Genomic DNA, 22,805 nt, shown 5'->3' with positions numbered 1-22,805 from the left:
CGCCGCGCGATCCTCAACCGGGCCAGTGGTCACCCGGCGCAACAGTCGCGTCCGCCGACCACTGACCCGGTTGAGGATCCGGGAATACAGTGTCGGCACCCGCGGTTGCAGATGTCGTTCAACTTTGAAATACTTGCCAGCGACGGAAGGAAACGCCATGAGCAGCATGCAGTTCGGCATCTTCTCGGTGAGCGACCTCACCCAGGACCCCACGACGGGCCGCACGCCCACCGAGCACGAGCGCATCAAGGGCTGGATCGCCATGGCCGAGAAGGCCGAGGAGGTCGGCCTCGACGTCTTCGCCGCCGGCGAGCACCACAACCCGCCGTTCTTCTCGTCCTCGCCCACGACGATCCTCGGCCACATCGCGGCGCGCACCGAGCGGCTCATCCTCTCGACCGCGACGACGCTCATCACCACGAACGACCCGGTGAAGATCGCCGAGGACTTCGCGATGCTGCAGCACCTGAGCGACGGTCGCGTCGACCTCACGCTCGGCCGCGGCAACACCGGCCCCGTCTACCCGTGGTTCGGCAAGGACATCCGCGACGGCATCGAGCTCGCGATCGAGCACTACGCCCTGCTCCGGAAGCTGTGGACCGAGCCGGTCGTGAACTGGACGGGCAAGCACCGCACGCCGCTCACCGGCTACACCTCGACCCCCGCGCCGCTCGACGGCGTCGCGCCCTTCGTGTGGCACGGCTCCATCCGCTCGCCGCAGATCGCCGAGCAGGCCGCGTACTACGGCGACGGCTTCTTCCACAACAACATCTTCTGGAACAAGGAGCACACCGAGCGGATGGTGCGCCTGTACCGCTCGCGCTTCGCGCACTACGGCCACGGCGAGCCCGAGCAGGCGTTCGTCGGTCTCGGCGGCCAGATCTTCATGAAGCCGACCGAGCGCGAGGCGAAGGAGCGGTTCCGCCCGTTCTTCGACGTCGCCCCGGTCTACGGCCACGGCCCGTCGCTCGAGGAGTTCACCGAGGCGACCCCGCTCACCGTCGGCACCCCCGAGCAGGTCATCGAGAAGACCCTCAGGTTCCGCGACTACGTGGGCGACTACCAGCGCCAGCTGTTCCTCGTCGACCACGCGGGCCTGCCGCTCGAGGAGGTGCTCGAGCAGATCGAGGTGCTCGGCACCGAGGTCGTGCCGGTGCTGCGCCGCGAGTTCGACTCGGTGCGCCAGGCGGGCGTGCCGGATGCGCCCACGCACGCCGCGCGCGTCGCCGCCGCGAAGGAGGCCGGCACGCAGCTCGGCGAGCAGGGCAGCACCTGGCGCGCGCAGGGCGAGCGCTCCGACCTCGACACCGGTGCGGCGATCGCCCGGCAGGGCGGTGAGGCAGCGTGACCTCGCCCCGCATCGCGGTCGTCTCGGCGGGCCTCGGCGAGCCGTCGAGCACGAAGCTGCTGGCCGACCGGCTGCGCGACGCCACCCTGCGCGCGCTCGCCGGCCACGGCCAGCACACCGAAGCCGTCGACGTCGTGCTGCGGCCGCTCGCGCAGGACATCGCGTCGCACATGCTCACGCACAACCCCTCGGAGGCGCTCGCCGCGGCGATCCGCGAGGTGGTGGACGCCGAGGCGATCATCGCCGTCACGCCGACGTTCAACATGTCGTACTCGGGGCTCTTCAAGTCGTTCTTCGACGTCATCGAGGAGGGCCAGCTCGCCTCGATCCCCACCGCGCTCGGGGCGACCGGCGGCTCCGCCCGGCACTCGATGGTCATGGACACGGCGATGCGCCCGATGTTCTCGTACCTCAAGGCGCAGGTCGTGCCGACGGGCGTCTTCGCCGCGAGCGAGGACTGGGGCACCGACTCCGGGCTCGAGCGGCGCATCGAGCGCGAGGGCAAGGAGCTCGCCGACCTCCTGGTGGCGCTGCCGCGGCGCCGCGAGGCCGACCCGTTCGACGAGTCGGGCGAGGCGTTCCTGTCGTTCGAGCAGATGCTGGGGCACGCGTGACGAGCGACCGCGTCGCTCCGCGCGCCTGGCGCGCGTACTTCGAGGGCTCGCGGCTGCTCGAGAACGAGCTCGAGCGCCGCATGAAGGCGACGAGCGGCATCGACCTCGGCGACTTCAACGTGCTGCTCGTGCTGTCGGAGGCCGAGGGCGGGCGGATGCGCATGGGCGACCTCGCGCGAGCGATCGCGTTCGCGCCCGGCCGGCTGACGTACCGCATCGCCGCCCTCGAGCGCGAGGAGCTGGTGGTGCGCCAGCCGAGCATCGACGACCGCCGGGGCACCGACGCGGTGCTGACGGATGCCGGTCGACGTCGGCTGCGCAAGGCGCGTCCGCAGCACGCCCGCCACGTCGAGGAGCTGTTCCTCGGCTGCCTCGACGCCGACTCGGTCGAGGTGCTCGACCGCGTCTTCAGCCCGCTGCGCTCGCGCCTGCTCGCCCGCGACCACGAGGACTGACCTCCGTCGCGTCTTGGGCGAGCCTTCAGCGGTTCCTGAGACGATGACGAGGTGCTGGAGCAGCGACTGCTGGAGAAGGCGATCGGCGCTGCCGGTCGCCTGATCGCCGTCGAGCCCTTCGGCGAGGGCAGCATCGCCCGGTTCACCATCGACGCCGGCGAGCACGCGGGCGACTGGTTCGTCGACAGCTCGCGCCAGCCCGTCGCACGCGAGACCGGCTTCGTCATCCGCTCGCGCGAGGGCGTCGCGGTCGCGCGCATCTGGCGGCATCCGCTCGACCCCCGACTGCCGGCGCTGCGCACCGCGCTCGATCCGGTGCGGCTCGGCCGCATCGCGAACGCCGCGGGCAGCGGCGGCCCGATCGAGGCACGCGTGCTCGCCTACCGACCGGGCAGGAGGGCGGTCGTGCGGCTGACGCAGCACGGCGTGCACCTGTTCGTGAAGGTCGTCCGGCCGGGAGAGGCCGAGGACCTCGCCGAGATCCACCGCGCGTGCCGTGCAGCGGGAGTCCCGGCGCCGGAGGTCGTGCACTGGACGCCGGCGGGCGTCGTCGTCGTGCGCGACGCCGAGGGCACACCCGGACCCGTGGCCGCGAGCCGCATGCCCGCCCGCGAGCTGCTCGACGCGGTCGACGAGCTGCGCGAGCACCTGCTCTCCGTGCGCACGCGGCGCATCGCTCGCGCCTCCGCCGGGTCGCGGATCGACTGGCACCTCGACCGGCTCGCCGCCGACCTGCCCGAGCGCGCCGCGGACGCCAGAGCGCTGCTCCCCGCGCTCGTGCCGCACCTGCGCCGGGTCGGCCAGGCGCGCGTCGTGCACGGCGACCTCCACATCGGCCAGCTCTTCCTCACCGGCGGACGCGTGTCGAGCGTCATCGACGTCGACACGGCCGGGCTCGGCGACCCCGCGGACGACACCGCCGCGTTCATCGGGCACGCCATCGCGAGCGCCGTCACGAACGAGGTCGCGGGGCGCGCCGCGGATGCCGCGCTGCTGCAGGCGATCGCCGACGAGGCGGCCGACCGCTGGCTGCGCGACGCGCACGCCGCGGCGCTCACGGCGCTGCACCTCGTGGGCCACGGCATCCGGGCCGCCGACCGCTCCCCCGAGGCGGCCGGCCTGCTGCTCGACCGCGCCCAGCGCATCGCACCGGCTCGCGCGGCGCGCTGAGCCGGCACCCGGCCGGCGGCCGCGACACGCCCGGACACCGGCCATCCCCGCAACCGTCGACTCGCCAGTGCTCCCGCGGAGGATCCGGCTCCGGCCGCCCGTGCGTCCAATCCAGCCGGCGCGGCGATCCCGAAGCACCACTGCACACGCTGAAGCTGTCGCGGCCCCCGGGTCGCGACACCAACCGAAAGGGAAGCCATGCAGAAGCGCACCACCTTCAAGATCGCCACCGCCGGATTCGTGGGCCTCGGCCTCGCCGTCACCGGTGGCTTCGCGGCGAACGCCGCGGACCACGACGACGAGAGCCTCGACCTGGGCCTCGGCCTCGGCTACGCCGAGGAGGACTCGAGCGGCGATGCCGAGCTCGGGCTCGGCCTGAGCGAGGACGGACTCGACATCAAGTCGATCGTCATGCTGCAGGACGACGACCACGCGATCGGCACGGGCCTCGACGTCTCGGCCGACGAGGAGTCGGAGTCGATCGACGTCGCCACGGGCACCGCGATCGAGACCGAGGACGCCGCGGTCGGCGCCGGTGCAGGCGTCGCCGCGGATGAGGACGGCGCTGCCGTCGCCACCGGCGCGGGCGCCGCGACCGAGGATGTCGCCGTCAGCACGGAAGCCGAGGCGAGCGCGACCGAGGATGGCGTCAGCACGAGCACCGGCACCTCGGCGCAGACCGAGGACGAGAGCCTCGAGGTCGGCACGGAGGCCGGCGCCTCCGACGACACCGACGCGCTCGACCTGGGCGTCGTCGTGGTCGGCGAGGGCGAGGACGGCGAGGTCGGCGTCGAGCTCGGCGGCCTGCTGGGCGACTGACCCGCACCACCACCCGCGAAGCGCCGCTCCCTCGGGGGCGGCGCTTCGTCGTGTGCACCCGTGACCTTCGCAGGGTCGTGAGGTAGACTAATGAAATGCCTGCCATCGCCCTCGCCGACTCCCTGCGCGTCGCGCTCGTGCGCATGGGGCGCCGCATGCGCCGCGAGCGGGCGGACGAGAACCTCTCGCTCCACCACCTCTCCGCGCTCGGCGCGATGCAGGCGCTCGAGGAGCCCACGCTCGCGAGGATCGCCGCAGCCGAATGCGTGAAGCCGCCGAGCATGGTGAAGACGCTGCAGCACCTCGAGTCGCTCGGCTACGTCGAGCGCAGCGACCACCCGAGCGACGGCCGGATGGTGATCTTCCGCATCAGCGCGAAGGGCGAGCAGATGATCGGCGAGACCCGCGAGCGCCGCAACCGCGCGCTCGCCTCCGCGATCGAGCAGCTGAGCGCCGAGGACCGCGCCGCGCTCGAGCGTGCCGTGCCGATCATCGAGCGGCTGGCCGAGCAATGATGTTCCGGAGCTTGCGGCTCTTCAACTACCGCACCTGGTTCACCGGCGCGCTGATCTCGAACGTCGGCGCGTGGATGCAGTCGACGGCGCTGTCGTGGACGGTGCTGACCGTCCTGACCGAGAACGACGCGACCGCCGTCGGCATCAACATGGCGCTGCAGTTCGGCCCGCAGCTGCTGCTCGTGCCCGTCTCGGGGCTCATCGCCGACAAGTACGACCGTCGGAAGGTGCTGCTCGTCACGCAATCCGCGATGGGGGTGCTCGCGCTCATCCTCGGCGTGGTCGTGACCACCGGCCTCGTCGAGCTGTGGCACGTGCAGCTGTTCGCGCTCGCGTTCGGCATCGTCCAGGCCTTCGACATGCCGGCGCGCCAGGCGTTCGTCTCCGAGCTCGTGGGGCAGGGCGACATCGCGAACGCGGTCGCGCTCAACTCCGCCTCGTTCCACGGCGCGCGCCTCATCGGCCCGGCCGTCGCGGGCGTGCTCATCGCACTCGTCGCGCCCGGCCCGGTCTTCCTCATCAACGCGGTGACGTTCATCGCGATGATCGTCGCCCTGCTGCGCATCCGCACGAGCGAGCTGCAGCCGAGCCCGCGCGGCGCCAAGGGCTTCGGCGACATCGTGCAGGGCTTCCGCTACGTGCGGAAGCGCGGCGATCTGCTCATCGTCTTCGTGATGGCGTTCATCCTCGGCACGTTCGGGCTCAACTTCCCGATCTACATCTCGACGATGACGAGCGTCGAGTACCGCGCGGACGCGAGCACGTTCGGCATCCTCTCGAGCGCGATGGCGATCGGCTCCGTGACGGGCGCCCTGCTCGCCGCGCGCTCCGAGCGGCCGCGCTGGACGTACATCATCGGCGGCATCGGCTCGTTCGTGCTCGCGTGCGTCTTCGCCGCGCTCGCGCCGAGCATCTGGGTCTTCGGCATCGCGCTCGCGGTCGCGGGCTTCACGGCGCAGCTCTTCATGACGAACGCCAACTCGATGGTGCAGCTCACGAGCGCCCCGGAGGTGCGCGGACGCGTCATGGCGCTCTACGGCGCGGTCTTCATGGGCGGCACCCCGATCGGCGCCCCGATCGTGGGCTGGGTCGCCGATCTGTTCGGCCCCCGCTCCGGCATCCTGGTGGCCGCCGCGACGTGCCTCATCGCCTTCGCGGCCGGCGCGATCTGGTGGGCCCGCGCGCGCCGCGGCGACCGGATGACCCGCACCGGCACGCTGACGCTGCCGCCGGCGACGGAGTCGGTCGACGTCGTCAAGTGACCGGTCGCACGCGGCTCGACGCGCGGCGCTCGATCGTCGCCAGCCCGCTCCTGCGGGGTTGATAGGCGCGATGCATAGCGTGGGCGCATGACCACGCGACCGACCGAGAACGTCTGGGACTACCCGCGCCCGCCCCGCATCGAGCCGAGCGACGAGCTCGTGCGCGTGGTGCTCGGCGGCGAGGTGATCGCCGAGACGCGCGCGTCGCTGCGCGTGCTCGAGACGAGCCATCCACCCACCTACTACCTGCCGCGCGCCGCCTTCCGCGAGGGCGCGCTCGAGAGCGCACCGGGCGCGAGCGTCTGCGAGTGGAAGGGCCGCGCGAGCTACCTCACGGTCGCCGGCGGCGATCGCGCCGAGTCCGCTGCCGCGTGGTGGTACCCGACCCCGCAGCCGGGCTTCGAGCCGCTCGCCGACCACATCGCGATCTACCCGGGCCGCATGGACCGCGTCGAGGTCGACGGCGAGGCGGTCGAGCCGCAGGCCGGCGGCTTCTACGGCGGCTGGATCACGTCGCGCGTGACCGGACCCTTCAAGGGCGCGCCGGGCACGCGGGGCTGGTAGCCGAGGCGGTCAGCGCCCGCTCACTCCTCGTGGCCCATCTTCACGGCCTCCACCACGAGCCGCACGATGAGCACGACGAGGAAGACGGCGAAGAGGATCGACGCGGTGCGCGGGTCGAGCGCGATCGCGGCGGCCGCGCCGACGGCGGTCGTCACGCACGCCGACAGGCCGACGACGAGGGCTGACAGCAGGTCGACGTTGCGCTTGCGCAGGTTGCCGATCGTGCCCGAGATCGCGGTCGGGATCATCATCGCGAGCGACGTGCCCTTCGCGACCAGGTCGCTCTGCCCGAACAGCAGGATGAGCATCGGCACGATGATGATGCCGCCGCCGACGCCGAGGATGCCCGAGAGCACACCGGTGACGAAGCCGAGCACGACGAGCGCGGCGATCGACCACGGATCGAGCGCCGTCTCGGCCTCGCGCGAGGGCACCACGAAGAACAGGCTCACCGCGACGGCGGCGAGGAACACGATGAACGCCCAGCGGATCGCGAGCACGGGCAGCTTGTGCAGCAGGTGCGCGCCGACCTGCGCGCCGATGACCGAGCCGATGACGAGGATGAGCGCGACGAGCCAGTCGACGTGCCCCGCGGCGGCGTAGCTGCCGACGCCCACGAGCGCCGACGGCACGATCGCGGCGAGCGACGTGCCGGCCGCCCGGCGGCGGCCGAAGCGCGCGAGCAGCACGAGGAGCGGCACGATGACGATCCCGCCGCCGATGCCGAACATCCCCGACAGGAAGCCGGCGAACAGCCCGATGCCGACGAGGGCGAGGATCGGGCGGCGCTGGTCGGTCTCTTCGCTCTCGGTCACCCCTCCATCCTGCCGTGCTCGTGGGCCTCCTCCGGCGCGCGCAGCACGAGCACGACGACGACGATCGTGAGGATGATCGCCGACACAGCGACCGGGAACGGCAGCACCGGGTCCAGCAGCACGAGCAGCGCTGCGGTCGGCACGACCGTGTTCACGAGGCGGTCGCGCTGGTGCCGCAGCGCGATCCACCAGATGCCCATGACGAACACCGCGATCGGCACGGTGACGGTGAAGGACGCGATGAGCGGGTCGAGCGACGACGTCTCGGTGAGCACGTCGATCTCCACCTCGATGCCGGCGGAGAGGGCGCCGGCCGCGGCGAACACGAAGTAGTGCGCGTAGCCGTGCCGCAGCGAGCTCGCGTAGTCGGTGATGAGCCGGTGGTGGGGCGACCAGAAGTAGATCCACCAGAGCGCGCAGGTCACCACGAGCGCGAGCGTCGCGATCCAGAGCAGCGGACCCAGCTCGTCGACCTCCTCGAGCGCGACGATGACGGCGTTGGCGGAGGCGAGCAGGCTCTCGCCGAGCAGGATGAGCGTGAAGAGGCCGAAGCGCTCGGTCAGGTGGTGCGGGTGCCAGGGCGTCTCGCCCTGCCGCTCGGCGACGAGCGGCACCGCGAGCTCGGCGACCATGAGCAGGACGATCGCGACGTACGACACCGGCGCGGGCAGCAGCAGCGACAGCAGCCACAGCCCCTGCAGCGTGGAGATGCCGATCGCGTACAGCTGGGTCGCCCGGCGGCTGTCGCCGGCGCCGCGCGACGCGCGCAGCCACTGGGCCACCATCGCGACCCGCATCACGACGTAGCTGAAGATCAGCAGCGAGAAGTCGCGCTCCTCGAACGCCGGCTTGATGCCGGCGGCCAGCACGAGCACGCCGGCCATCTGCACGAACGTGAGCAGCCGGTACAGCCAGTCGTCGGTGCCGAACGAGGTCGCGAACCACGTGAAGTTCATCCACGCCCACCAGATGCCGAAGAAGATCACGGCGTAGACGAGCAGCCCCTCCACGATGTGGCCCTCGCTCAGCGCGTGGTGCAGGTTGACGGCCGCGATGCTCACCGCGACGACGAACACGAGGTCGAAGAAGAGCTCGAGCGGCGTCGCGGCCCTGCCGGGCTCCTCCGGATCGCGCGGACGCATCCGCATGAGCCGGAAGCGACCGGCCTCGGCGGCCGGGACGACCTCGGGCTCGCCGCTGTCGCGCGAACCGGCGTGGTGGGACATGCTCATGGCGCTGAGCCTACGGTCGCGGACGCGCGCCGCGCGCCGAGGGCGTCAGGGCTCGGTCGGCGACTGGACGGGCGGCTGCACCACCGGCCGCATGGCATGGGCCATCCACCACCAAGTGAAGACGCTCAGCACGATCGGCACGATGATCGAGGCGAGGCTGCCGATCGCGACGAACGGCCAGGCGATCGCCAGCAGTCGGTCGGCGTCGGCCCACTCGGCCAGCGCGTCCGAGTCGATGCCCGACGACGATCCGCCGAGCCCCCCGGGGCCGATGCCCGGGACGCCGCCGACGAACGGGCCGCCGACGGAGGAGCCGAGCCCGCCGACGAAGCTCGCGGCCACGAGGGCGATGCCGAACGCAGCCCACGTGACCCCGACGGGATGCGCGAGGCCGGGCTGGCGCAGCATGCGCGCGCTGAGCCACAGCCCGAGGAGCGCCACGCCGAGGCCCGACGGGACGCCGATCGCGAGTGCGATCGCGGTCGGCGTCCCGAGCCAGGGCAGCACCGCGCGGGCGATGCCGGCGCCCGGTTCCGGGGCACCCTCCATCCACGCGACGGCGCCGAGCAGCAGCGCGGGGATCGCGAGCCCGAGCAGCAGCAGTGCGGCGCATGCCTGCGCGACGGCGAGCCCGAGCCAGGCGAGCCCGCCGCCGACGCCGCCCGCGAGGCGGGCCCGGTGCGCCGCGGCGCGCGGTAGCGGCGGCCGCGGGACCGGCAGCGGCGCCGCCCCGAGCGGCCGGCCGGACCCCGCGAGGGCGCCCGGTTCCGACAGCGTCATGGCGTCAGGCTAGGACCGCGTCCCCCGGCGTGCCAGGGGCGTCATCGTGTCGCGCTCGCGGCGGTCAGGCGGCGAGCGCCTGCTCGACGTCGCCGCGCAGCTGCTCCGGCGTCGTGGTGGGCGCGAAGCGCTCGAGCACCGTGCCGTCGCGGCCGATGAGGAACTTCGTGAAGTTCCACTTGATCGCGCCGCCGAGCAGCCCCTTCTTCTCCTCCTTGAGCCACTGGAAGACGGGGTGGGTGTCGCTGCCGTTGACGGCGACCTTCGCGAACATCGGGAAGCTGACGCCGTAGTTGCGCTCGCACGCATCGGCGATCGCCTCAGCCTCGTCGAGCTCCTGGTTGAAGCTGTCCGAGGGGAAGCCGAGCACGACGAGCCCCTCCGGCGCGAGGTCGCGGTAGAGCTGCTCGAGACCCTCGAACTGGGGCGTGAGGCCGCACTGGCTCGCCGTGTTCACCACGAGCACGACCTTGCCCTCGTAGTCGGCGAGGTCGACCTCGCCGCCGGTGAGTGCCTCTGCCTGGAAGTCGCTGAGCGTCGTCATGCGCTCATCCTCCCGGGTCTTGCTATGCGCGCGCCGAGCCGCGCGTCAGTCCGAGGTCATGGGCTCAGGGCGCTCGAGCCCCGCGAACGGCGCGGTGCCGTCCCGGTAGGCCTGCTCGTCCGCCGCCTGGATGACGGTCGCGCCCGCCATGAGCGACACCTGGGACTGCACGGCGGCGTCCGTCTCCGGCGGCGCACCCACCCCTCGATCGAGGTCCACGAGCATCACCGAGACCCAGGCGCTGCCGTTCGACGCCATGCCGAGCCACTGCCACATCTGCGCCGGGTCGAGCGACCCGTGCACCTCGACGACCTCGGCATCGTGCTCGGCCTGCGTCTGGTGCGCGTACGGCGCGCGATCGAAGTCCCAGACGACCGGGTCGAAGCCGTGCTCGGCGAGCTCCGCGTCGAGCGCGGTGCGCAGCGCCGGCCAGTCGTCGGGCACCGTCCCGGTCGACCGGTCGCTCGAGTTGTAGAGGTGGTGCAGCGTCTCGCCGCCGTAGCCGTTGCCGGTGTTCGCGAACATGCCGCCCGCCGCGCCCTCCGCCCAGGAGCCGCCCCTCGCGTGCTCGTCGACGACGCGCTGCAGATCGGTGAGGAGCGCGTCGCCGACCGACTCGATCTCCTCCGCCCGCGGCGCCGCGAGCACCTCGGCGGGCTCGACCCACGCCTCCCCGGGGAAGTCGGCCCACGAGAGCGTGACCTCTTGCCCGGATGCGTCGGTCACCGTCGCCCTGGGCGCCGGCGGCTGCAGCAGCATGCAGCCCGTCACCACGGCACCGACGAGGCACAGCGCGGCGGCCGGCCAGGTCCAGTGGATGCGTCGCATGGCAGGAGCCTGGCAGGCGGCGGCGCCCGGCGGGGCCGCCGGAGCGCGCAATCATCCCTCCGATGGACGGCGGCGTGCAGCGCCGCGCGGTACGTCAGCGCTCGACGCGCTGCCCGCCGATCTGCCAGCTCGTCGTCGCGATCAACCGATCGATGAGCGCGTGCATGCTCCGACGGAGGGCATCGGGGTCGCCGACCTCGCGATGCTCGAGCAGCTGGTGGCCGATGACGACGAGGTCGCACGCCACCGGTGCGGGAGCGTCGCGCGAGCGAGCATCGGTGCGCGCGATCCTGACGCGGCGGCGGGTGCGGAGCACCTGCAGCTCGCCGCCGTCGGCCTCGGCCAGCCGCGCGAGCTCGCCGAACACCGCGTCGGTGCGCCACATGCCGGGCTCCGGCGGGGGTCCCGTCCGGGGTTCGACCGGCGTGAGGAGGGCGTCCCGATCGTGGCCGGTGCGCACGAACGGGTTGCGCCCGTTCCCGGCGAGCATCATCAGGAACGGCTCTGTGATCCCGGAGAGCAGCAGCACGCACGCCGCCGCCGCGACGCCCGCACCGACGCTCGCGGGCGGATCCTGCTGCAGCACGAGCGCGACGGAGCCCCCGATGATGACGACGGCGAGGATCAGCAGCCAGCGCGCGCGGCGCAGGCGTCGCTCGCCGTCCTCGTCCATGCGGCGAGCATCGCACGACCGCCGGCGCTCGCGCAGCCGCTCAGGCGTCCGGGTCGACGGCCGCGTGGTCGAGGCGGCGGCCGAGCGCGACGGCGAGCGCCGCGCCGAGCACGCCGACCGCGGTCGCCGCGATGAGCCAGCGGTAGTCGATCGCCCCGAGGAGCGCGCTGCCGAGCGCGAGCATGAGCATCTGCGGCACGTTGATCGACACGTTGAGCGCCGCCGAGGTGCGGCCCTGAAGCCGGGGCGCCGTGAGCCGCATCCGCAGCGTCACGACGCCGACGATCACCCACGGGACACCGAACCCGATGAGCGCCTGCAGCGCGCCGACGCCCACCCAGCGCATCCACGCCTCCGGCAGCGGCCACTGCGCGACGAGGAACGCGACCACCGTGCCGAGCCCGACGAGCGCGAGCCCCCACGCGACCAGGCGGCGCTCGCCGATCCGGCGCAGCATCCAGGCGGAGCACAGGCCACCCGCGAGGGCGCCGATGCCCTGGATCGCCTGCGCGGGCCCGAGCGCTGCGGGCCCCTCCTGCAGGCCGTGCTCGACGAGCGGGAAGATCGTCGCGTTGAGCAGCCCGGTCAGGCCGAAGCCGATCGCGGTGGCGACGGTGAGCAGCCGCAGCAGCGGGTCGGCGAGCAGCGCGCGGAAGCCCGCCGAGAGCTCGTGCCAGTACGTCTCGCCGGCCAGGCGCGGCTCGGGCGGCGACTCCTGGATGCGCACGGTCGTGAGCACGATCGCCATGGTGAGGAAGCCGCCCGCGGCGAGCGCGATCACCGCCCACGGCCCGGCGGCGACGTACAGGGCCGCGCCGAGCGCAGGGCTGATGATGCGCATGCCGTTGTCGATCGACGTGAAGATGCCGTTCGCGCCGGCGAGCTCCTCGTCCGGCAGCAGGTCGCGCAGCAGGCCCGACTGCGCCGCGGCGGTGAGGTACGCGGCGAGGCCGTAGCCGAAGGTCGCGGCGTAGATGAGCCAGACGTGCTCGGCCCCCTGCACGAGCAGCAGCGTGAGCACGACGGCCGCCGTGCCGAGGTTGGTGCCGATGAGCAGCGGGCGGCGATGCACGCGGTCGGCGAGCTGGCCGGCGAAGGGCGCGAGCAGCGCGGGCAGGCCGATGAAGAGGAAGACGAGCGCGCCCGCGGCGTCGGAACCGGTGAGCTCCCGGACCCAGATCGCGAGCACGAGGTAGAGCGCGCTGTCGCCGAGGTTGGTGGCGACCCAGCCGACCATGAGGCGGCGGTAGGCGGGGCGGCGCAGGGGCGACGCGGGCTTGGCGGCGGTCGCCGTGGATGCGGTGGTGGTCATGAGCGGTCCCTCGTACGGTGCGCAGGCGGCGCGCGGGCGCGGCGGATGGAGACCGCGGGCGCGCGGTCTGGGCGTCGAGGCGGGGCTCACGGCCTTCTCGACGAGCGGACGGGCGTCAGTCCGCGGCGGGCTCCGCGCCGGTCAGCGGCGCGTCGAGATCGGGGTTCAGGGTGGCGAAGAAGTGCGACTTGTGGCTGCCGGCCGGGCGCAGCGACGCGTCGTCGTGGCGGCCGCGGAAGCGGTCGACGAGGTGGGCGATCTCCTCCGCGACCTCGGCGAGCTCGTCGGGCGTCGCCCAGAAGGTCGAGATGTTGACGGTGACGCCGTTCACCCACTCCGGCAGCTTGCCGTTGCCGTGCGCGGTGAGGAACTTGATCATCCGGTCGGCCTCGTGCTGCACGTAGAGCGCGCCGATCGTGCTCGACGACCGCACCGAGTCGATGTCGTCGGGGTCGGGGCGCAGGTCGCGGCTCCGGTGCGCCGACCGCCACGGCTTCGACGTGCCCTTGGCCTCGGCGCGCACGATGAAGCCGGCCTTCTCGAGCGTGCGCAGGTGGAAGGAGCAGTTCGACGGGCTCTCGCCGACGCGCTCCGCGATCTGCGTCGCCGTCGCCTCCTCGAGCTCGTCGATGACGGCGAGGATCTCGACCCGCAGGGGGTGGGCGAGCGCGCGCAGCACCGCGGGATCGCTGCTCCGGAGCGCGGGGGCCTCATCGCCCGCCTCGCTCTGCGGTGCCCGATCGGACGGGTCGCGCGCCTCGGTCATGCTCAGATCAAACCACGCTGGATGCGCAGCTCCGCGCGCTCGCGGTCGTAGTAGCGCGCACGCTCCTCGCGCTCGACGCGGGCGCGGTTGCGCTCCTCGCTGGCGATGCGGTGCGGGATGCGGCTCGTGCGTCCCATGGTGTGCCTCCTCGGTGTCCGGCGGTGCAGGTGCCCCGCCGATATCCGAAACACTACCTTCGAAGCATTCGCTTCGCAAGGATTCTTTCGAATCGGTTGCTTCGGCGTGTCGCATGCACTGCTGGATCGCCGCGAAGACCCCGATGGCCCGCTCCGGGCCGGAGCGGGCCATCCGTCGACGCGGATCCGCGCGGGGTCAGGCGGCGAACGTCGCCTTCGCCTCGGCGACCACGGCGGGGTCGCGGAAGGCGGCGAGCGCCGTCGCCGCGAGCAGCGCCGCGCCGTCCTCGATCACCGGGGCCGCCGCCGTCCCGCCCGCGGCCTCGGCGAACTCGCGGGTGTGCGGCGAGCAGTCGGGGACGAGCGTGAGCATCGGGTGGATCGAGGGCACGACGTGGCTCACGTTGCCCATGTCGGTCGACCCGCCCATCTGCGGCGCGACCGCGGGCGTGCGGCCGAGCGCGACGAGCGCCTGCTCTGCGAGTCCGGCGAGCGTGGGGTTGGGTCGCAGCGAGTAGTACGGCGGCGTCCGCTCCTCGATCAGCACCTCGCAGCCGGTCGCGATCGCCGCGCCCTGGAAGCACGCCTGCACGCGCGGCACGATGCTCTCGAGCAGCGCGTCGCGGTCCTCCGCGCGCACGAACGCGCGGATCGCCGTGTGCTCGGGGATGATGTTCGGCGCCTGGCCGCCGTCCGTCACGATCGCGTGGATGCGCGCGTCGTCGGGCAGCTGCTGGCGCAGCAGGCCGATCGCGGTGAGCGCGAGCGTCGCCGCGTCGAGGGCGTTGATGCCGCGCTCGGGGTGCGCCGCGGCGTGGCTCGCGCGGCCCGTGAACTCGACGTCGAGCGCGACCCGCGACAGCGAGCTCGATGCGGCGACGTCCTCCCCCGCCGGGTGGATCATCATCGCCAGGTCGATGCCGTCGAGCACGCCGTGCTCGATCATCGGCACCTTGCCCGCCGCGCCCTCCTCACCGGGGCTGCCGACCACGACGAGGTGCGCGGGCGCCCCGCCGTCCGCGGCGAGCGCGTCCCTGACCGCGAGCGCCGCGCCGAGCCCCGCCGCGGCGATGATGTTGTGGCCGCACGCGTGGCCGATGCCCTCGAGCGCGTCGTACTCGAGGAAGACGGCGACGGCCGTCGTGCCGTCGACGGCATCCGCCGTCGACCAGCGGCCGACGAACGCCGTCTCGAGGCCCGCGAACCCGCGCTGCACGGCGAAGCCGGCGGTCTCGAGCTCCGCGGTGAGGCGCGCTGCCGCGTGCACCTCGGTGAAGCGGATCTCGGGGTTGGCGTGCAGGTCGGCGGCGACGTCGACGAGCGTCGGCAGGTGGGCGGCGAGCGCGCCGCGCGCCTCCTCGATCAGCGCGGGCACGTCGACCTCGCGGTGGGCGGCGAGCTCGGGGGCGATGGTGGTCATCGGGTTCCTTCCTGGGGCAGGACGTCGGTGGATGGGTGGGACCGGGTCACAGCGTCAGGCCGTGACCGGGGCCGAAGGGCAGCCCGGCGAGGCCCCACAGCGCGAACTGCAGGAGCCAGACGGTGAGGATGACGATCGTGAAGGGCAGCACGAGGCTGAAGAGCGTGCCGATGCCGCCCTTCGGCGCCCAGCGCTGCATGAGGCCGAGGATGACCGGCAGCATCGGGTTCATCGGCACGAGCGGGTTCGTCGCCGAGTCGGTGATGCGGAAGGCCGTCTGCACGGCGGCCGGGTCGATGCCGTTGAGCATGAACATCGGCACGAAGATCGGCGCGAGCAGCGTCCAGAGGGCCGAGCCGCTCGCGAGCAGCAGGGCGGGGAGGATGACGAAGAGGCTGAAGAGCATGAGGCCGCCGACGCCGTCCAGGCCGGCCGCGCCGAGCGCATCCGCTCCGCTCGTGGCCACGAGCAGGCCGAGCTTCGACCAGCCGAACCAGGCGATCGCCTGCGCCGCCGTGAAGATGACGACGATGAAGGGCACGAGCTCCTTGACTGCGGCCACCATCATCTCGGGCACCTGCCCCCAGCGGGTGAGCGTGCCGGCGACGAGGCCGTAGGTGATGCCGACGGTGAGGAACATGAGCAGCAGGAAGATCGGCAGGCCGTCCATGAACGGCGAGCGCAGCAGCTGACCGCCCTCGCCCTGCAGGGGCGAGCCCGGCAGCAGCGCGGCCGTCGCGACGAGCGCGGCGAAGACGACGAGCGCGATGCCGGCCGCGATGAGGCCGCGGCGCTCGGCGCGCTCGAGCGGCTTCGTGTCGGCGGCCTCGGCCTCGCCGTGCCAGGCGCCGAGGCGCGGCTCGAGGAAGCGCTGGCACGTGACCGTGATGGCGATCGCGAGGATCACGGTCGACGCCGACATGAAGAACCAGTTGGCGAGCGGCGTGACCTGCGCCTCGGGGTCGACGATCTGCGCGGCGGACGTGGTGATGCCGCTCAGCAGCACGTCGGTGCCGGCGATGATGAAGTTCGCGCTGAAGCCGGCGACCACCGCGGCGTACGAGGTGATGAAGCCGGCGAGCGGATGGCGCCCTGCGGCGAGGAACGCGGCCGCGGCGAGCGGCGGGATGATGACCATCGCCGAGTCGGAGGCGAGGTTGCCCATGAGGCTCACGACCACGACGACGATCGTGACGAGCGACTTCGGGGCCGCGAGCACCGCGCCGCGCATGAACGACGACAGCAGGCCGAGGCGCTCGGCGACGCCGATGCCGAGCATCACCGTGATGATGAGGCCGAACGGCGGGAAGGCGACGAAGTTGTCGATCGCGCTCGTGAGCGCGTACACGAGGCCCTCCGGCGACAGGATGCTCTGCACCGGCAGCCGCTCGCCGGTCGCGGGGTCGAGAGTGGACGCGCCGAGCCCTGACGCGATCGCGGAGGCGAGCGCGACGATGCCGGCGAGGATGAGGAACAGGTAGAACGGGTGCGGCAGCCTGTTGCCGACGCGCTCGATGCCCCGCAGCACGCGGCCGCTGGCGCCGGGCGCGTCGGCGAGGGCGAGCTCGGATCGCTCGGTCTCGGGACGGTCGTCCTTCGTGGTGGTCATGGTGAGCCCTCTCGGCAGGCGCTCGGGCTCTGCGGCCGGAGCGAACGTTGCGGACCAGGATGCGATCCCGGTGTTGCAGGCATGTGACATCTGCGCTCCTCGCCCCGGATTGCCGTCAGGATGTTCGATATGGACCTCGCCGCCGCCGAACCCGAGGATGTGCTGTCGCATTCGGACCTCGCCCTGATCGAGGCGCTGCAGCGCGATCCGCGCGCGCCGTGGGCGCAGGTCGCGCACGCGCTCGGCGTCAGCGCGCCGACCGCGCGGCGCCGCTGGGAGCGGCTGAGCGCCGAGGGTGCGGCGTGGATCACGACGTATCCGGGCATGGGCGCCGGGCTCGTCGCGGGACTCGTGGAGGTGCGGTGCCGACCAGGCACCTCCGACGACGTCGCCGCGGAGCTCGTGCGGCATCCGCGCATCGTCACGGTCTCGGCGCAGACCGGCGACCGCGACCTCGGGCTCATCATCTTCGCCGAGGACCTCACCGAGCTGCGGCGCATCGTGCAGCGCGACCTCGGCTCGCACGCCGACGTGCTGCACGTGCGCTCGTCGATCATGACGCGGGTCTTCCGCGAGGGGTCGCACTGGCGCGCGGGCGTGCTGGGCGGCACGTCGCGGGAGGCGTCGGCCGGGCCGACGGCGACGGTCGCGCGGCAGCTCGGCGCACCCACCACCCGCGCGGTGCTCGGGGAGCTGGAGCGCGACGGGCGCGCACCGACGGCCCGGATCGCCGAGGCGCTCGGCACCGGCGAGGCGCACGCCCGGCGCAGCGTCCACCGGCTGCTCGACAGCCGGCGCATCGTGCAGCGCGTCGACGTCACGCTCGACCAGCCCCACTGGCCGCACTCGCTCGCGCTGTGGATGGTCGTGCCGGCCGGGCAGCTCGACGAGGCGGCGCGGCGCATCGGCGAGCTGCCGACGATCCGGCTGTGCGCGGCGCTCGCGGGCGGCGCGAGCAACCTCTACGTGATCGCGTGGCTGCGGAGCCTCGAGCAGGCCGCCGAGATCGAGGCGCAGATCACGCGCGGGCTGCCGGCGCGCGTGCTCGACCGCAGCCTGCTGCTGCACTACTACAAGCGGCTCGGCCACCTCTTCGACGACCAGCGGCGGCGCATCGGCCAGGTGCCCTGGGTGATCGACGCCCCGTAGGGCTGAGCCTCGGCTGTCCCGATATTTCGGTGTTGACGTATATAAGGCGCTGTGCAAGCATCGTGCTGTGCACGCGCTCGATGTCCTCGGTGATCCGGTGCGGCGACGCATCCTCGAGCTGCTCGCCGACGGCGAGCAGAGCGCCGGTACGATCGCCGCGACGATCGGCGACGAGTTCGGCATCAGCCAGCCGGCGGTGAGCCAGCACCTGCGGGTGCTGCGCGAGCGGGGCTTCGCGGTCGTGCGGCCCGAGGGGCAGCGCCGCCTCTACGCCGTCGACGCGAGCGGTCCGCGCGAGGCGAGCGAGTGGCTCTCCGCGTTCGACCGCTTCTGGATGCCCAGGCTCGCCGCGCTCGACACCGAGCTCGCGCGCGGACGGCGACGGCGGCGGCTCGAGCATGACCCCGACGGCGGCGACCGCCCCGTCGATCCCCATCCCACGAAGGAGACCTGACATGGTCGATGTGCTGGCCCAGCTGGGCGCCGTGACGCGCGAGGTGCGCGTCGATGAGATCGACGGCGCCGAGTCGCGCGTGCAGTCGCTCTCGCAGACCTACCGCTCCCCCATCGACGACGTCTGGGATGCGGTGACCGATCCCGAGCGGATCGCCCGCTGGTTCATGCCGGTGTCGGGCGACCTGCAGCTCGGCGGCCGCTACCAGCTCGAAGGCAACGCCGGCGGTGAGGTGCTCGAGTGCGAGCCGCCCGCCGGCGATGCTGCGCGCTACCGCGTGACCTGGGAGTTCGGCGGCGGCGTCACCTGGCTCACCGTGCGCCTCGCGGCCGAGGGCGACAGCACCCGGTTCGAGCTCGAGCACGTCGCTCGCGCGGCGGACGTGCCGAGCGAGATGTGGGAGACGTTCGGGCCGGGCGCGACCGGCGTCGGCTGGGACGGCGGGCTCCTCGGGCTCGCGCTCCACCTCGGGGCGACGGACGGGTCGCTCTCGCCGGCCGAGGCCGAGGCGTGGGCAGGCACCGACGAGGGCCGCAGCTTCTACCGCGGCGCGGCCGATGGGTGGGCTGCTGCGTCGGTCGCCGACGGCGCCGACGCGGAGGCGGCGGCCCGGCAGGCCGACGCGACCTACGGCTTCTACACGGGCGCGCCGGCGGCCTGAGCTCCGCGCACGCCCTCACCTGCCGGTCGAGCCGGTCCGCGCGCTCACCCGCCGTGCGGCTCGACCAGCAGGCTGGCTACTCCGACGCCGGCGCGTCCACGAGCACCGGGCCGGCCTGGCCCTGCTTCGCCATCGCGCTGCCCGCGGCGTTCCCCTGCGCGGTCGCGTTCACGATCGCCTGCAGGTCGATGCCCGTCGCGTCCTTCATCATCTGCGTCATCGTCGCCATGTTGCCGACCATGTCGCTCGTGAGCTTGCCGGTGCCGTCCGCCGAGACGACGGTGATCTGGCTCGAGGCGTAGGCCTTGCCGAACGCTTCCGCCACGGCGGGCATCACCTTGAGCAGCTCCTGCGCGAGCACGACCTGCGCGTTCTCGGTGAGCGCCTTCGCGCGCGCCTCGATCGCCTCGCCCTCGGCGATGCCGCGGGCGCCGATCGCCTCGGCCTCCGCACGACCGCGCGCGGCGGTCGCGACCGCCTCGGCCTCGCCCTCGACCTTCGCGGCCTCGGCGGCGGCGATGCGCGCCGTGCGCTGCGCGTTGCCTCGCGACTCGGTGACCGCGGCCTCCGCGACGCCCTCGGCCTTCGCCGCCTCGGCGCGCGCCTCGCGCGACGCTCGCTCGGCGTTCGCCTCGACCTGCCGCGCCTTCGCGTTCGCCTCGGCGGTGACCTGGATGCGGTACGACTCGGCGTCGGCGACCTTGCGCACGTCGGCGTTCAGCTGCTGCTCGCGCAGCTCGGCCTGCCGCTGCGCGGTGATCTCCTCCTGCGCGACGATCGCCTGGCGCTGCACCGCGTCCTCGAGGGGCTTCGCGGCGGCCGCCTGCGCGACGGCCTTGTCGGTCTCGGCGCGCACCGCGGCCTCCTGCAGCTGCAGCACGCGGTTCGCCTCGAGGATCTGCTTCTTCGCCTCGATCGACGCCTGCTCGGCGGCCTTCTGCGCCTCGGTGTTGGCGATCGCGGCGGCGCGCTGCACGGCGGCGGACTCGGGCACGCCGAGGTTCGAGATGTAGTTCTGGTTGTCGTTGATCTCCTGGATCTGGAGCGTGTCGACGACGAGGCCCTGCTTGGTGAGGGCGTCCTCGGCGGCCTGCAGCACCGCATCCGCCAGCGCCTTGCGGTCGTGGATGATGTCGAGCACCGTCAGCTGGCCGATGATGCCGCGGAGCGAGCCCGAGAGCACCTCCTGCGTCGACGACTCGATCTCCTCCTGCTGCGAGAGGAAGCGCTGCGCCGCGTTGCGGATCATCTCCTCGGTGCCGCCGACCTTGATCACCGCGACCGCCTGGGCGTGGATGGTGATGCCGTTCTTCGTCTGCGCGGTGGTGTTGAAGAGGAGGCGGCGCGAGCGCAGCGACAGCTTGAACGACTTCTGCACGAACGGCATGACGAAGACGCCGCCGCCGGTGACGACCTTCTGCCCCGACAGGTCGGTGAAGGAGTGGCCGGATGCGTCGACCGTGGTCTTGCCCTTGCGGCCCGTGACGATGATCGCCTCGTCGGGCTCGGCGATGCGGTAGCGGCGCACGGCGCCGGTGATGAGCACGACGGCCACGAGGGCCGCGAGCAGGATGAGGATGAAGATCGGATTGAGCAGATCGGGCACGAGCGCCTCCTGGGGTGCGGGGGTGTCTCCCGCAGGCTACGGTGCCGAGGCGGCAAGTTGCACGAATCTTCAGCAAATCGCCGCCGGCGTGCGCTCAGATGATCCAGGTCCGGGACGCGACGTCGGTGAAGAGGTCGGCGTGCCGATGCAGGAGGCGCTCGCGCTCCTGCTGCTCGAGGCTCAGCGTGTGCCGCTCCTGCCAGGTCGTCCGGTCGTCTCCGTGGCGCGTGCCGCGCTGCTGACGTCCCATGATCGCTCCGATGCTCGTCGTCGAACGGTTCGAGACCATCCGATCACCGACCACTGACACGGGAGCGCCCGCCGGGCGTCGGGTTCGCGCGCGAGTGTCGGGGCACTCGCGCAGCGACCCGACACTCCTGCGAAGGTCAGCGGACGAGCAGGATCTTGCCGCCGGGCGCCTCGGCGCCGCCCATGAGGGCGTGCGCCTCGTTCGCGTGCGTCAGCCGCAGCTTCGCGCCGATGACCGGGGCGATCTCGCCGTCCGCGAGCAGCGGCCACAGCTCGCGGCGCACCTCGTCGATGACGTCGGCCTTGCCGCCGCGCCCGTTGTGCGGCCGCGCCCGCAGCGTCATGGCGCGCAGCGTGACGCGCCGCTGCATGAGGGCGCGCAGGTCGATCTCCGCCTTCGTGCCGCCCTGCGCGGCGATGACGGTGAGCGTGCCGTCGAGCGCGAGCGCCGCGACGTTGCGCGCGAGGTACTCGCCGCCCACGACGTCGAGGATCAGCTCGGCGCCGTGCCCGTCGGTGGCGGCATGGACGACCGCCTCGAAGTCCTCCGAGCGGTAGTCGATCGCGATCTCCGCGCCCAGGCTGTGGACGAGCTCGTGGTGACGCTCGCTCGCCGTCGTCGCGACCCGGTAGCCGCGCGCCGTGAGCACCTGGATCGCCATCGAGCCGACGCCGCCGCTGCCGCCGTGCACGAGCGCGAGCCCGTCGAGCGCGGGGGCGGGCGCATCCCGGATCGCGGTCCAGACCGTGCAGACGGCCTCGGGCAGCGCCGCCGCGTCCTCGAGCGAGACCCCGGTCGGCACCGGGAGCAGCTGGGTGGCGGGCACCGCGACCCGCTCGGCGTACCCGCCGCCCGCGAGCAGCGCGCACACCTCGTCGCCGACCGCCCAGCCCTCGACGCCGTCGCCGACGTGGACGATCGTGCCCGAGCACTCGAGCCCGATGACGTCCGACTCCCCGAGCGGCGGCGGGTAGTGGCCGGCCGCCTGCATGAGGTCGGCGCGGTTGACGGCCGTCGCGACGACCTCGACGACCACCTCGCCGTGCCCCGCGACCGGGTCGGGCGCATCCGTCCACTCGAGCGGGGCGCCCGGCCCCTGCTGCTGCATCGCCTTCACGTCTCGCTCCCGTCCTCGTGGCCCAACCCTAGGAGCCGGGCCTGTGCGGCAGGTGGCGGCGGTGCGGCGAGGGCGCGCTCAGCTCGCGAGCACCGCCTCGATCGTGGTGATCGTGGCGAACCGGCCCGACAGCGCGGCCGCCGTGCGCGCGATGACGTCGGCGGCGGGCAGCGTGCCGGAGCCGTCGTGGAGGGCGAGCGGATGCGTCGCGGTGGCGTCGAGCACGACCTCGACGTCGTAGCCGAGGTCGCTGCCGACGCGCGCGGTCGTCTCGACGCACTGCTCGGTGCGGATGCCCGCGAGCCGCAGCCTGCGGACGCCCGCCTGCACGAGCCGACGCTCGAGATCGGTGGTCGTGAACGCGTTGTGGCTCGACTTCACGACGACCGGCTCGTCGGGCAGCGGCTCGAGGCCCTCCTGCAGGCGCACGAGTCCGCTCGTCGGGTCGAACGCGCCTCCCGAGCCTGGCTCGGCGTGCAGCACCCAGATCACGGCGTCGCCGGCACCGCGCGCGTGCTCGACGAGGCGAGCGGCATCGGCGGCGATGCCGGGGTTCGAGATGTCGGCCCACGACGGCTGGTCGCGGAAGGAGTCCTGCACGTCGATGACGAGGAGCGCGGTGGTCACCGACCCAGTCTGCGTGCTCGTCGGCCGCGGCGCCCAGCCCCGAACCGGCCAACCACACGCAAGATCGCGCCAGGCGGA

General features: G+C 73.0%; 26 protein-coding genes. 11 read left to right on the top strand and 15 right to left on the bottom strand.

Annotation, left to right across the window (positions count from 1 at the left end; all coding sequences use genetic code 11):
- Positions 1 to 166 precede the first annotated feature (166 nt).
- From ACVWW9_RS06655 to ACVWW9_RS06620, 8 genes are all read left to right on the top strand, one after another.
- Positions 167 to 1,348: an LLM class flavin-dependent oxidoreductase gene (locus ACVWW9_RS06655; RefSeq protein WP_456515412.1), complete on the top strand. Its 1,182-nt coding sequence runs from the start codon at positions 167 to 169 to the stop codon at positions 1,346 to 1,348.
- Complete coding sequence (locus ACVWW9_RS06650) at positions 1,345 to 1,962, top strand: CE1759 family FMN reductase (RefSeq protein ID WP_456514882.1); 618 nt, start codon at positions 1,345 to 1,347, stop codon at positions 1,960 to 1,962. The genes ACVWW9_RS06655 and ACVWW9_RS06650 overlap by 4 nt, the downstream gene beginning before the upstream one ends.
- Positions 1,959 to 2,417 carry a MarR family winged helix-turn-helix transcriptional regulator gene (locus ACVWW9_RS06645; protein ID WP_456514881.1) on the top strand — a complete coding sequence of 153 codons (459 nt, stop codon included), beginning with the start codon at positions 1,959 to 1,961 and terminating at the stop codon, positions 2,415 to 2,417. The genes ACVWW9_RS06650 and ACVWW9_RS06645 overlap by 4 nt, the downstream gene beginning before the upstream one ends.
- 51 nt (positions 2,418 to 2,468) lie before the next feature.
- On the top strand, positions 2,469 to 3,587 hold the full coding sequence (locus ACVWW9_RS06640; RefSeq protein WP_456514880.1) for a phosphotransferase family protein: 1,119 nt from the start codon (positions 2,469 to 2,471) through the stop codon (positions 3,585 to 3,587).
- 198 nt (positions 3,588 to 3,785) lie between these two features.
- Entirely contained in the window at positions 3,786 to 4,406 is a 621-nt protein-coding gene (locus tag ACVWW9_RS06635) for a hypothetical protein (protein ID WP_456514879.1), read from the top strand.
- Between the two features lie 95 nt (positions 4,407 to 4,501).
- Complete coding sequence (locus ACVWW9_RS06630; protein ID WP_123696912.1) at positions 4,502 to 4,921, top strand: MarR family winged helix-turn-helix transcriptional regulator; 420 nt, start codon at positions 4,502 to 4,504, stop codon at positions 4,919 to 4,921.
- Between the two features lie 11 nt (positions 4,922 to 4,932).
- On the top strand, positions 4,933 to 6,183 hold the full coding sequence (locus ACVWW9_RS06625; protein ID WP_456514878.1) for an MFS transporter: 1,251 nt from the start codon (positions 4,933 to 4,935) through the stop codon (positions 6,181 to 6,183).
- A gap of 87 nt (positions 6,184 to 6,270) precedes the next feature.
- A complete protein-coding gene (locus tag ACVWW9_RS06620; RefSeq protein WP_456514877.1) occupies positions 6,271 to 6,747 on the top strand; it encodes a DUF427 domain-containing protein in 477 nt (158 codons plus the stop codon).
- Between the two features lie 20 nt (positions 6,748 to 6,767).
- On the opposite strand, the gene ACVWW9_RS06615 is transcribed toward ACVWW9_RS06620, so the two are convergent.
- The 11 genes from ACVWW9_RS06615 to ACVWW9_RS06565 form a co-directional block, all read right to left on the bottom strand.
- Positions 6,768 to 7,562, bottom strand: coding sequence for a sulfite exporter TauE/SafE family protein (locus ACVWW9_RS06615; RefSeq protein ID WP_456514876.1), 795 nt, complete (start codon positions 7,560 to 7,562; stop codon positions 6,768 to 6,770).
- Positions 7,559 to 8,794: a low temperature requirement protein A gene (locus ACVWW9_RS06610; RefSeq protein WP_456514875.1), complete on the bottom strand. Its 1,236-nt coding sequence runs from the start codon at positions 8,792 to 8,794 to the stop codon at positions 7,559 to 7,561. Before ACVWW9_RS06610 ends, ACVWW9_RS06615 begins: the two co-directional genes overlap by 4 nt.
- Positions 8,795 to 8,839: 45 nt before the next feature.
- Positions 8,840 to 9,574 carry a hypothetical protein gene (locus tag ACVWW9_RS06605; protein ID WP_456514874.1) on the bottom strand — a complete coding sequence of 245 codons (735 nt, stop codon included), beginning with the start codon at positions 9,572 to 9,574 and terminating at the stop codon, positions 8,840 to 8,842.
- 64 nt (positions 9,575 to 9,638) lie between these two features.
- A complete protein-coding gene (locus tag ACVWW9_RS06600; protein ID WP_354256847.1) occupies positions 9,639 to 10,118 on the bottom strand; it encodes a glutathione peroxidase in 480 nt (159 codons plus the stop codon).
- A 45-nt stretch (positions 10,119 to 10,163) separates the two neighbouring features.
- On the bottom strand, positions 10,164 to 10,946 hold the full coding sequence (locus tag ACVWW9_RS06595; RefSeq protein ID WP_456514873.1) for a hypothetical protein: 783 nt from the start codon (positions 10,944 to 10,946) through the stop codon (positions 10,164 to 10,166).
- A gap of 94 nt (positions 10,947 to 11,040) precedes the next feature.
- Complete coding sequence (locus ACVWW9_RS06590) at positions 11,041 to 11,619, bottom strand: hypothetical protein (RefSeq protein ID WP_456514872.1); 579 nt, start codon at positions 11,617 to 11,619, stop codon at positions 11,041 to 11,043.
- Positions 11,620 to 11,659: 40 nt separating this feature from the next.
- Entirely contained in the window at positions 11,660 to 12,931 is a 1,272-nt protein-coding gene (locus ACVWW9_RS06585) for an MFS transporter (RefSeq protein ID WP_456514871.1), read from the bottom strand.
- Between the two features lie 115 nt (positions 12,932 to 13,046).
- Positions 13,047 to 13,697 carry an ArsR/SmtB family transcription factor gene (locus tag ACVWW9_RS06580; RefSeq protein WP_456514870.1) on the bottom strand — a complete coding sequence of 217 codons (651 nt, stop codon included), beginning with the start codon at positions 13,695 to 13,697 and terminating at the stop codon, positions 13,047 to 13,049.
- A gap of 2 nt (positions 13,698 to 13,699) precedes the next feature.
- Positions 13,700 to 13,834, bottom strand: a complete 135-nt coding sequence (locus ACVWW9_RS06575) for a hypothetical protein (RefSeq protein ID WP_354256859.1) — start codon at positions 13,832 to 13,834, stop codon at positions 13,700 to 13,702.
- A gap of 196 nt (positions 13,835 to 14,030) precedes the next feature.
- Positions 14,031 to 15,254 carry an amidohydrolase gene (locus ACVWW9_RS06570; protein WP_456514869.1) on the bottom strand — a complete coding sequence of 408 codons (1,224 nt, stop codon included), beginning with the start codon at positions 15,252 to 15,254 and terminating at the stop codon, positions 14,031 to 14,033.
- A 46-nt stretch (positions 15,255 to 15,300) separates the two neighbouring features.
- On the bottom strand, positions 15,301 to 16,863 hold the full coding sequence (locus ACVWW9_RS06565; RefSeq protein ID WP_456514868.1) for an AbgT family transporter: 1,563 nt from the start codon (positions 16,861 to 16,863) through the stop codon (positions 15,301 to 15,303).
- A 129-nt stretch (positions 16,864 to 16,992) separates the two neighbouring features.
- Between ACVWW9_RS06565 and ACVWW9_RS06560 the strand changes: the two genes are divergently transcribed.
- The 3 genes from ACVWW9_RS06560 to ACVWW9_RS06550 all read left to right on the top strand — a co-directional run bounded on the left by ACVWW9_RS06560 (position 16,993) and on the right by ACVWW9_RS06550 (position 19,127).
- Positions 16,993 to 18,012 carry an Lrp/AsnC family transcriptional regulator gene (locus tag ACVWW9_RS06560; protein WP_456514867.1) on the top strand — a complete coding sequence of 340 codons (1,020 nt, stop codon included), beginning with the start codon at positions 16,993 to 16,995 and terminating at the stop codon, positions 18,010 to 18,012.
- Positions 18,013 to 18,079: 67 nt separating this feature from the next.
- Positions 18,080 to 18,466 (top strand): ArsR/SmtB family transcription factor, encoded by a 387-nt coding sequence (locus tag ACVWW9_RS06555; RefSeq protein WP_456514866.1) that lies wholly within the window; start codon positions 18,080 to 18,082, stop codon positions 18,464 to 18,466.
- A 1-nt stretch (position 18,467) separates the two neighbouring features.
- Positions 18,468 to 19,127, top strand: a complete 660-nt coding sequence (locus ACVWW9_RS06550; protein WP_456514865.1) for an SRPBCC domain-containing protein — start codon at positions 18,468 to 18,470, stop codon at positions 19,125 to 19,127.
- A 76-nt stretch (positions 19,128 to 19,203) separates the two neighbouring features.
- Here ACVWW9_RS06550 and ACVWW9_RS06545 read toward each other — a convergent pair whose 3' ends face one another.
- From ACVWW9_RS06545 to ACVWW9_RS06530, 4 genes are all read right to left on the bottom strand, one after another.
- Positions 19,204 to 20,733 carry an SPFH domain-containing protein gene (locus tag ACVWW9_RS06545; RefSeq protein ID WP_354256876.1) on the bottom strand — a complete coding sequence of 510 codons (1,530 nt, stop codon included), beginning with the start codon at positions 20,731 to 20,733 and terminating at the stop codon, positions 19,204 to 19,206.
- 94 nt (positions 20,734 to 20,827) lie between these two features.
- Positions 20,828 to 20,983 carry a hypothetical protein gene (locus ACVWW9_RS06540; protein WP_456514864.1) on the bottom strand — a complete coding sequence of 52 codons (156 nt, stop codon included), beginning with the start codon at positions 20,981 to 20,983 and terminating at the stop codon, positions 20,828 to 20,830.
- A 136-nt stretch (positions 20,984 to 21,119) separates the two neighbouring features.
- A complete protein-coding gene (locus ACVWW9_RS06535; RefSeq protein ID WP_456515411.1) occupies positions 21,120 to 22,091 on the bottom strand; it encodes a zinc-binding dehydrogenase in 972 nt (323 codons plus the stop codon).
- An 87-nt stretch (positions 22,092 to 22,178) separates the two neighbouring features.
- On the bottom strand, positions 22,179 to 22,727 hold the full coding sequence (locus ACVWW9_RS06530; RefSeq protein WP_354256881.1) for an isochorismatase family protein: 549 nt from the start codon (positions 22,725 to 22,727) through the stop codon (positions 22,179 to 22,181).
- Positions 22,728 to 22,805 lie beyond the last annotated feature (78 nt).

The organism is Agrococcus sp. UYP33 (assembly GCF_054060915.1).
This window is presented reverse-complemented; position numbering and strand designations above follow the sequence as displayed.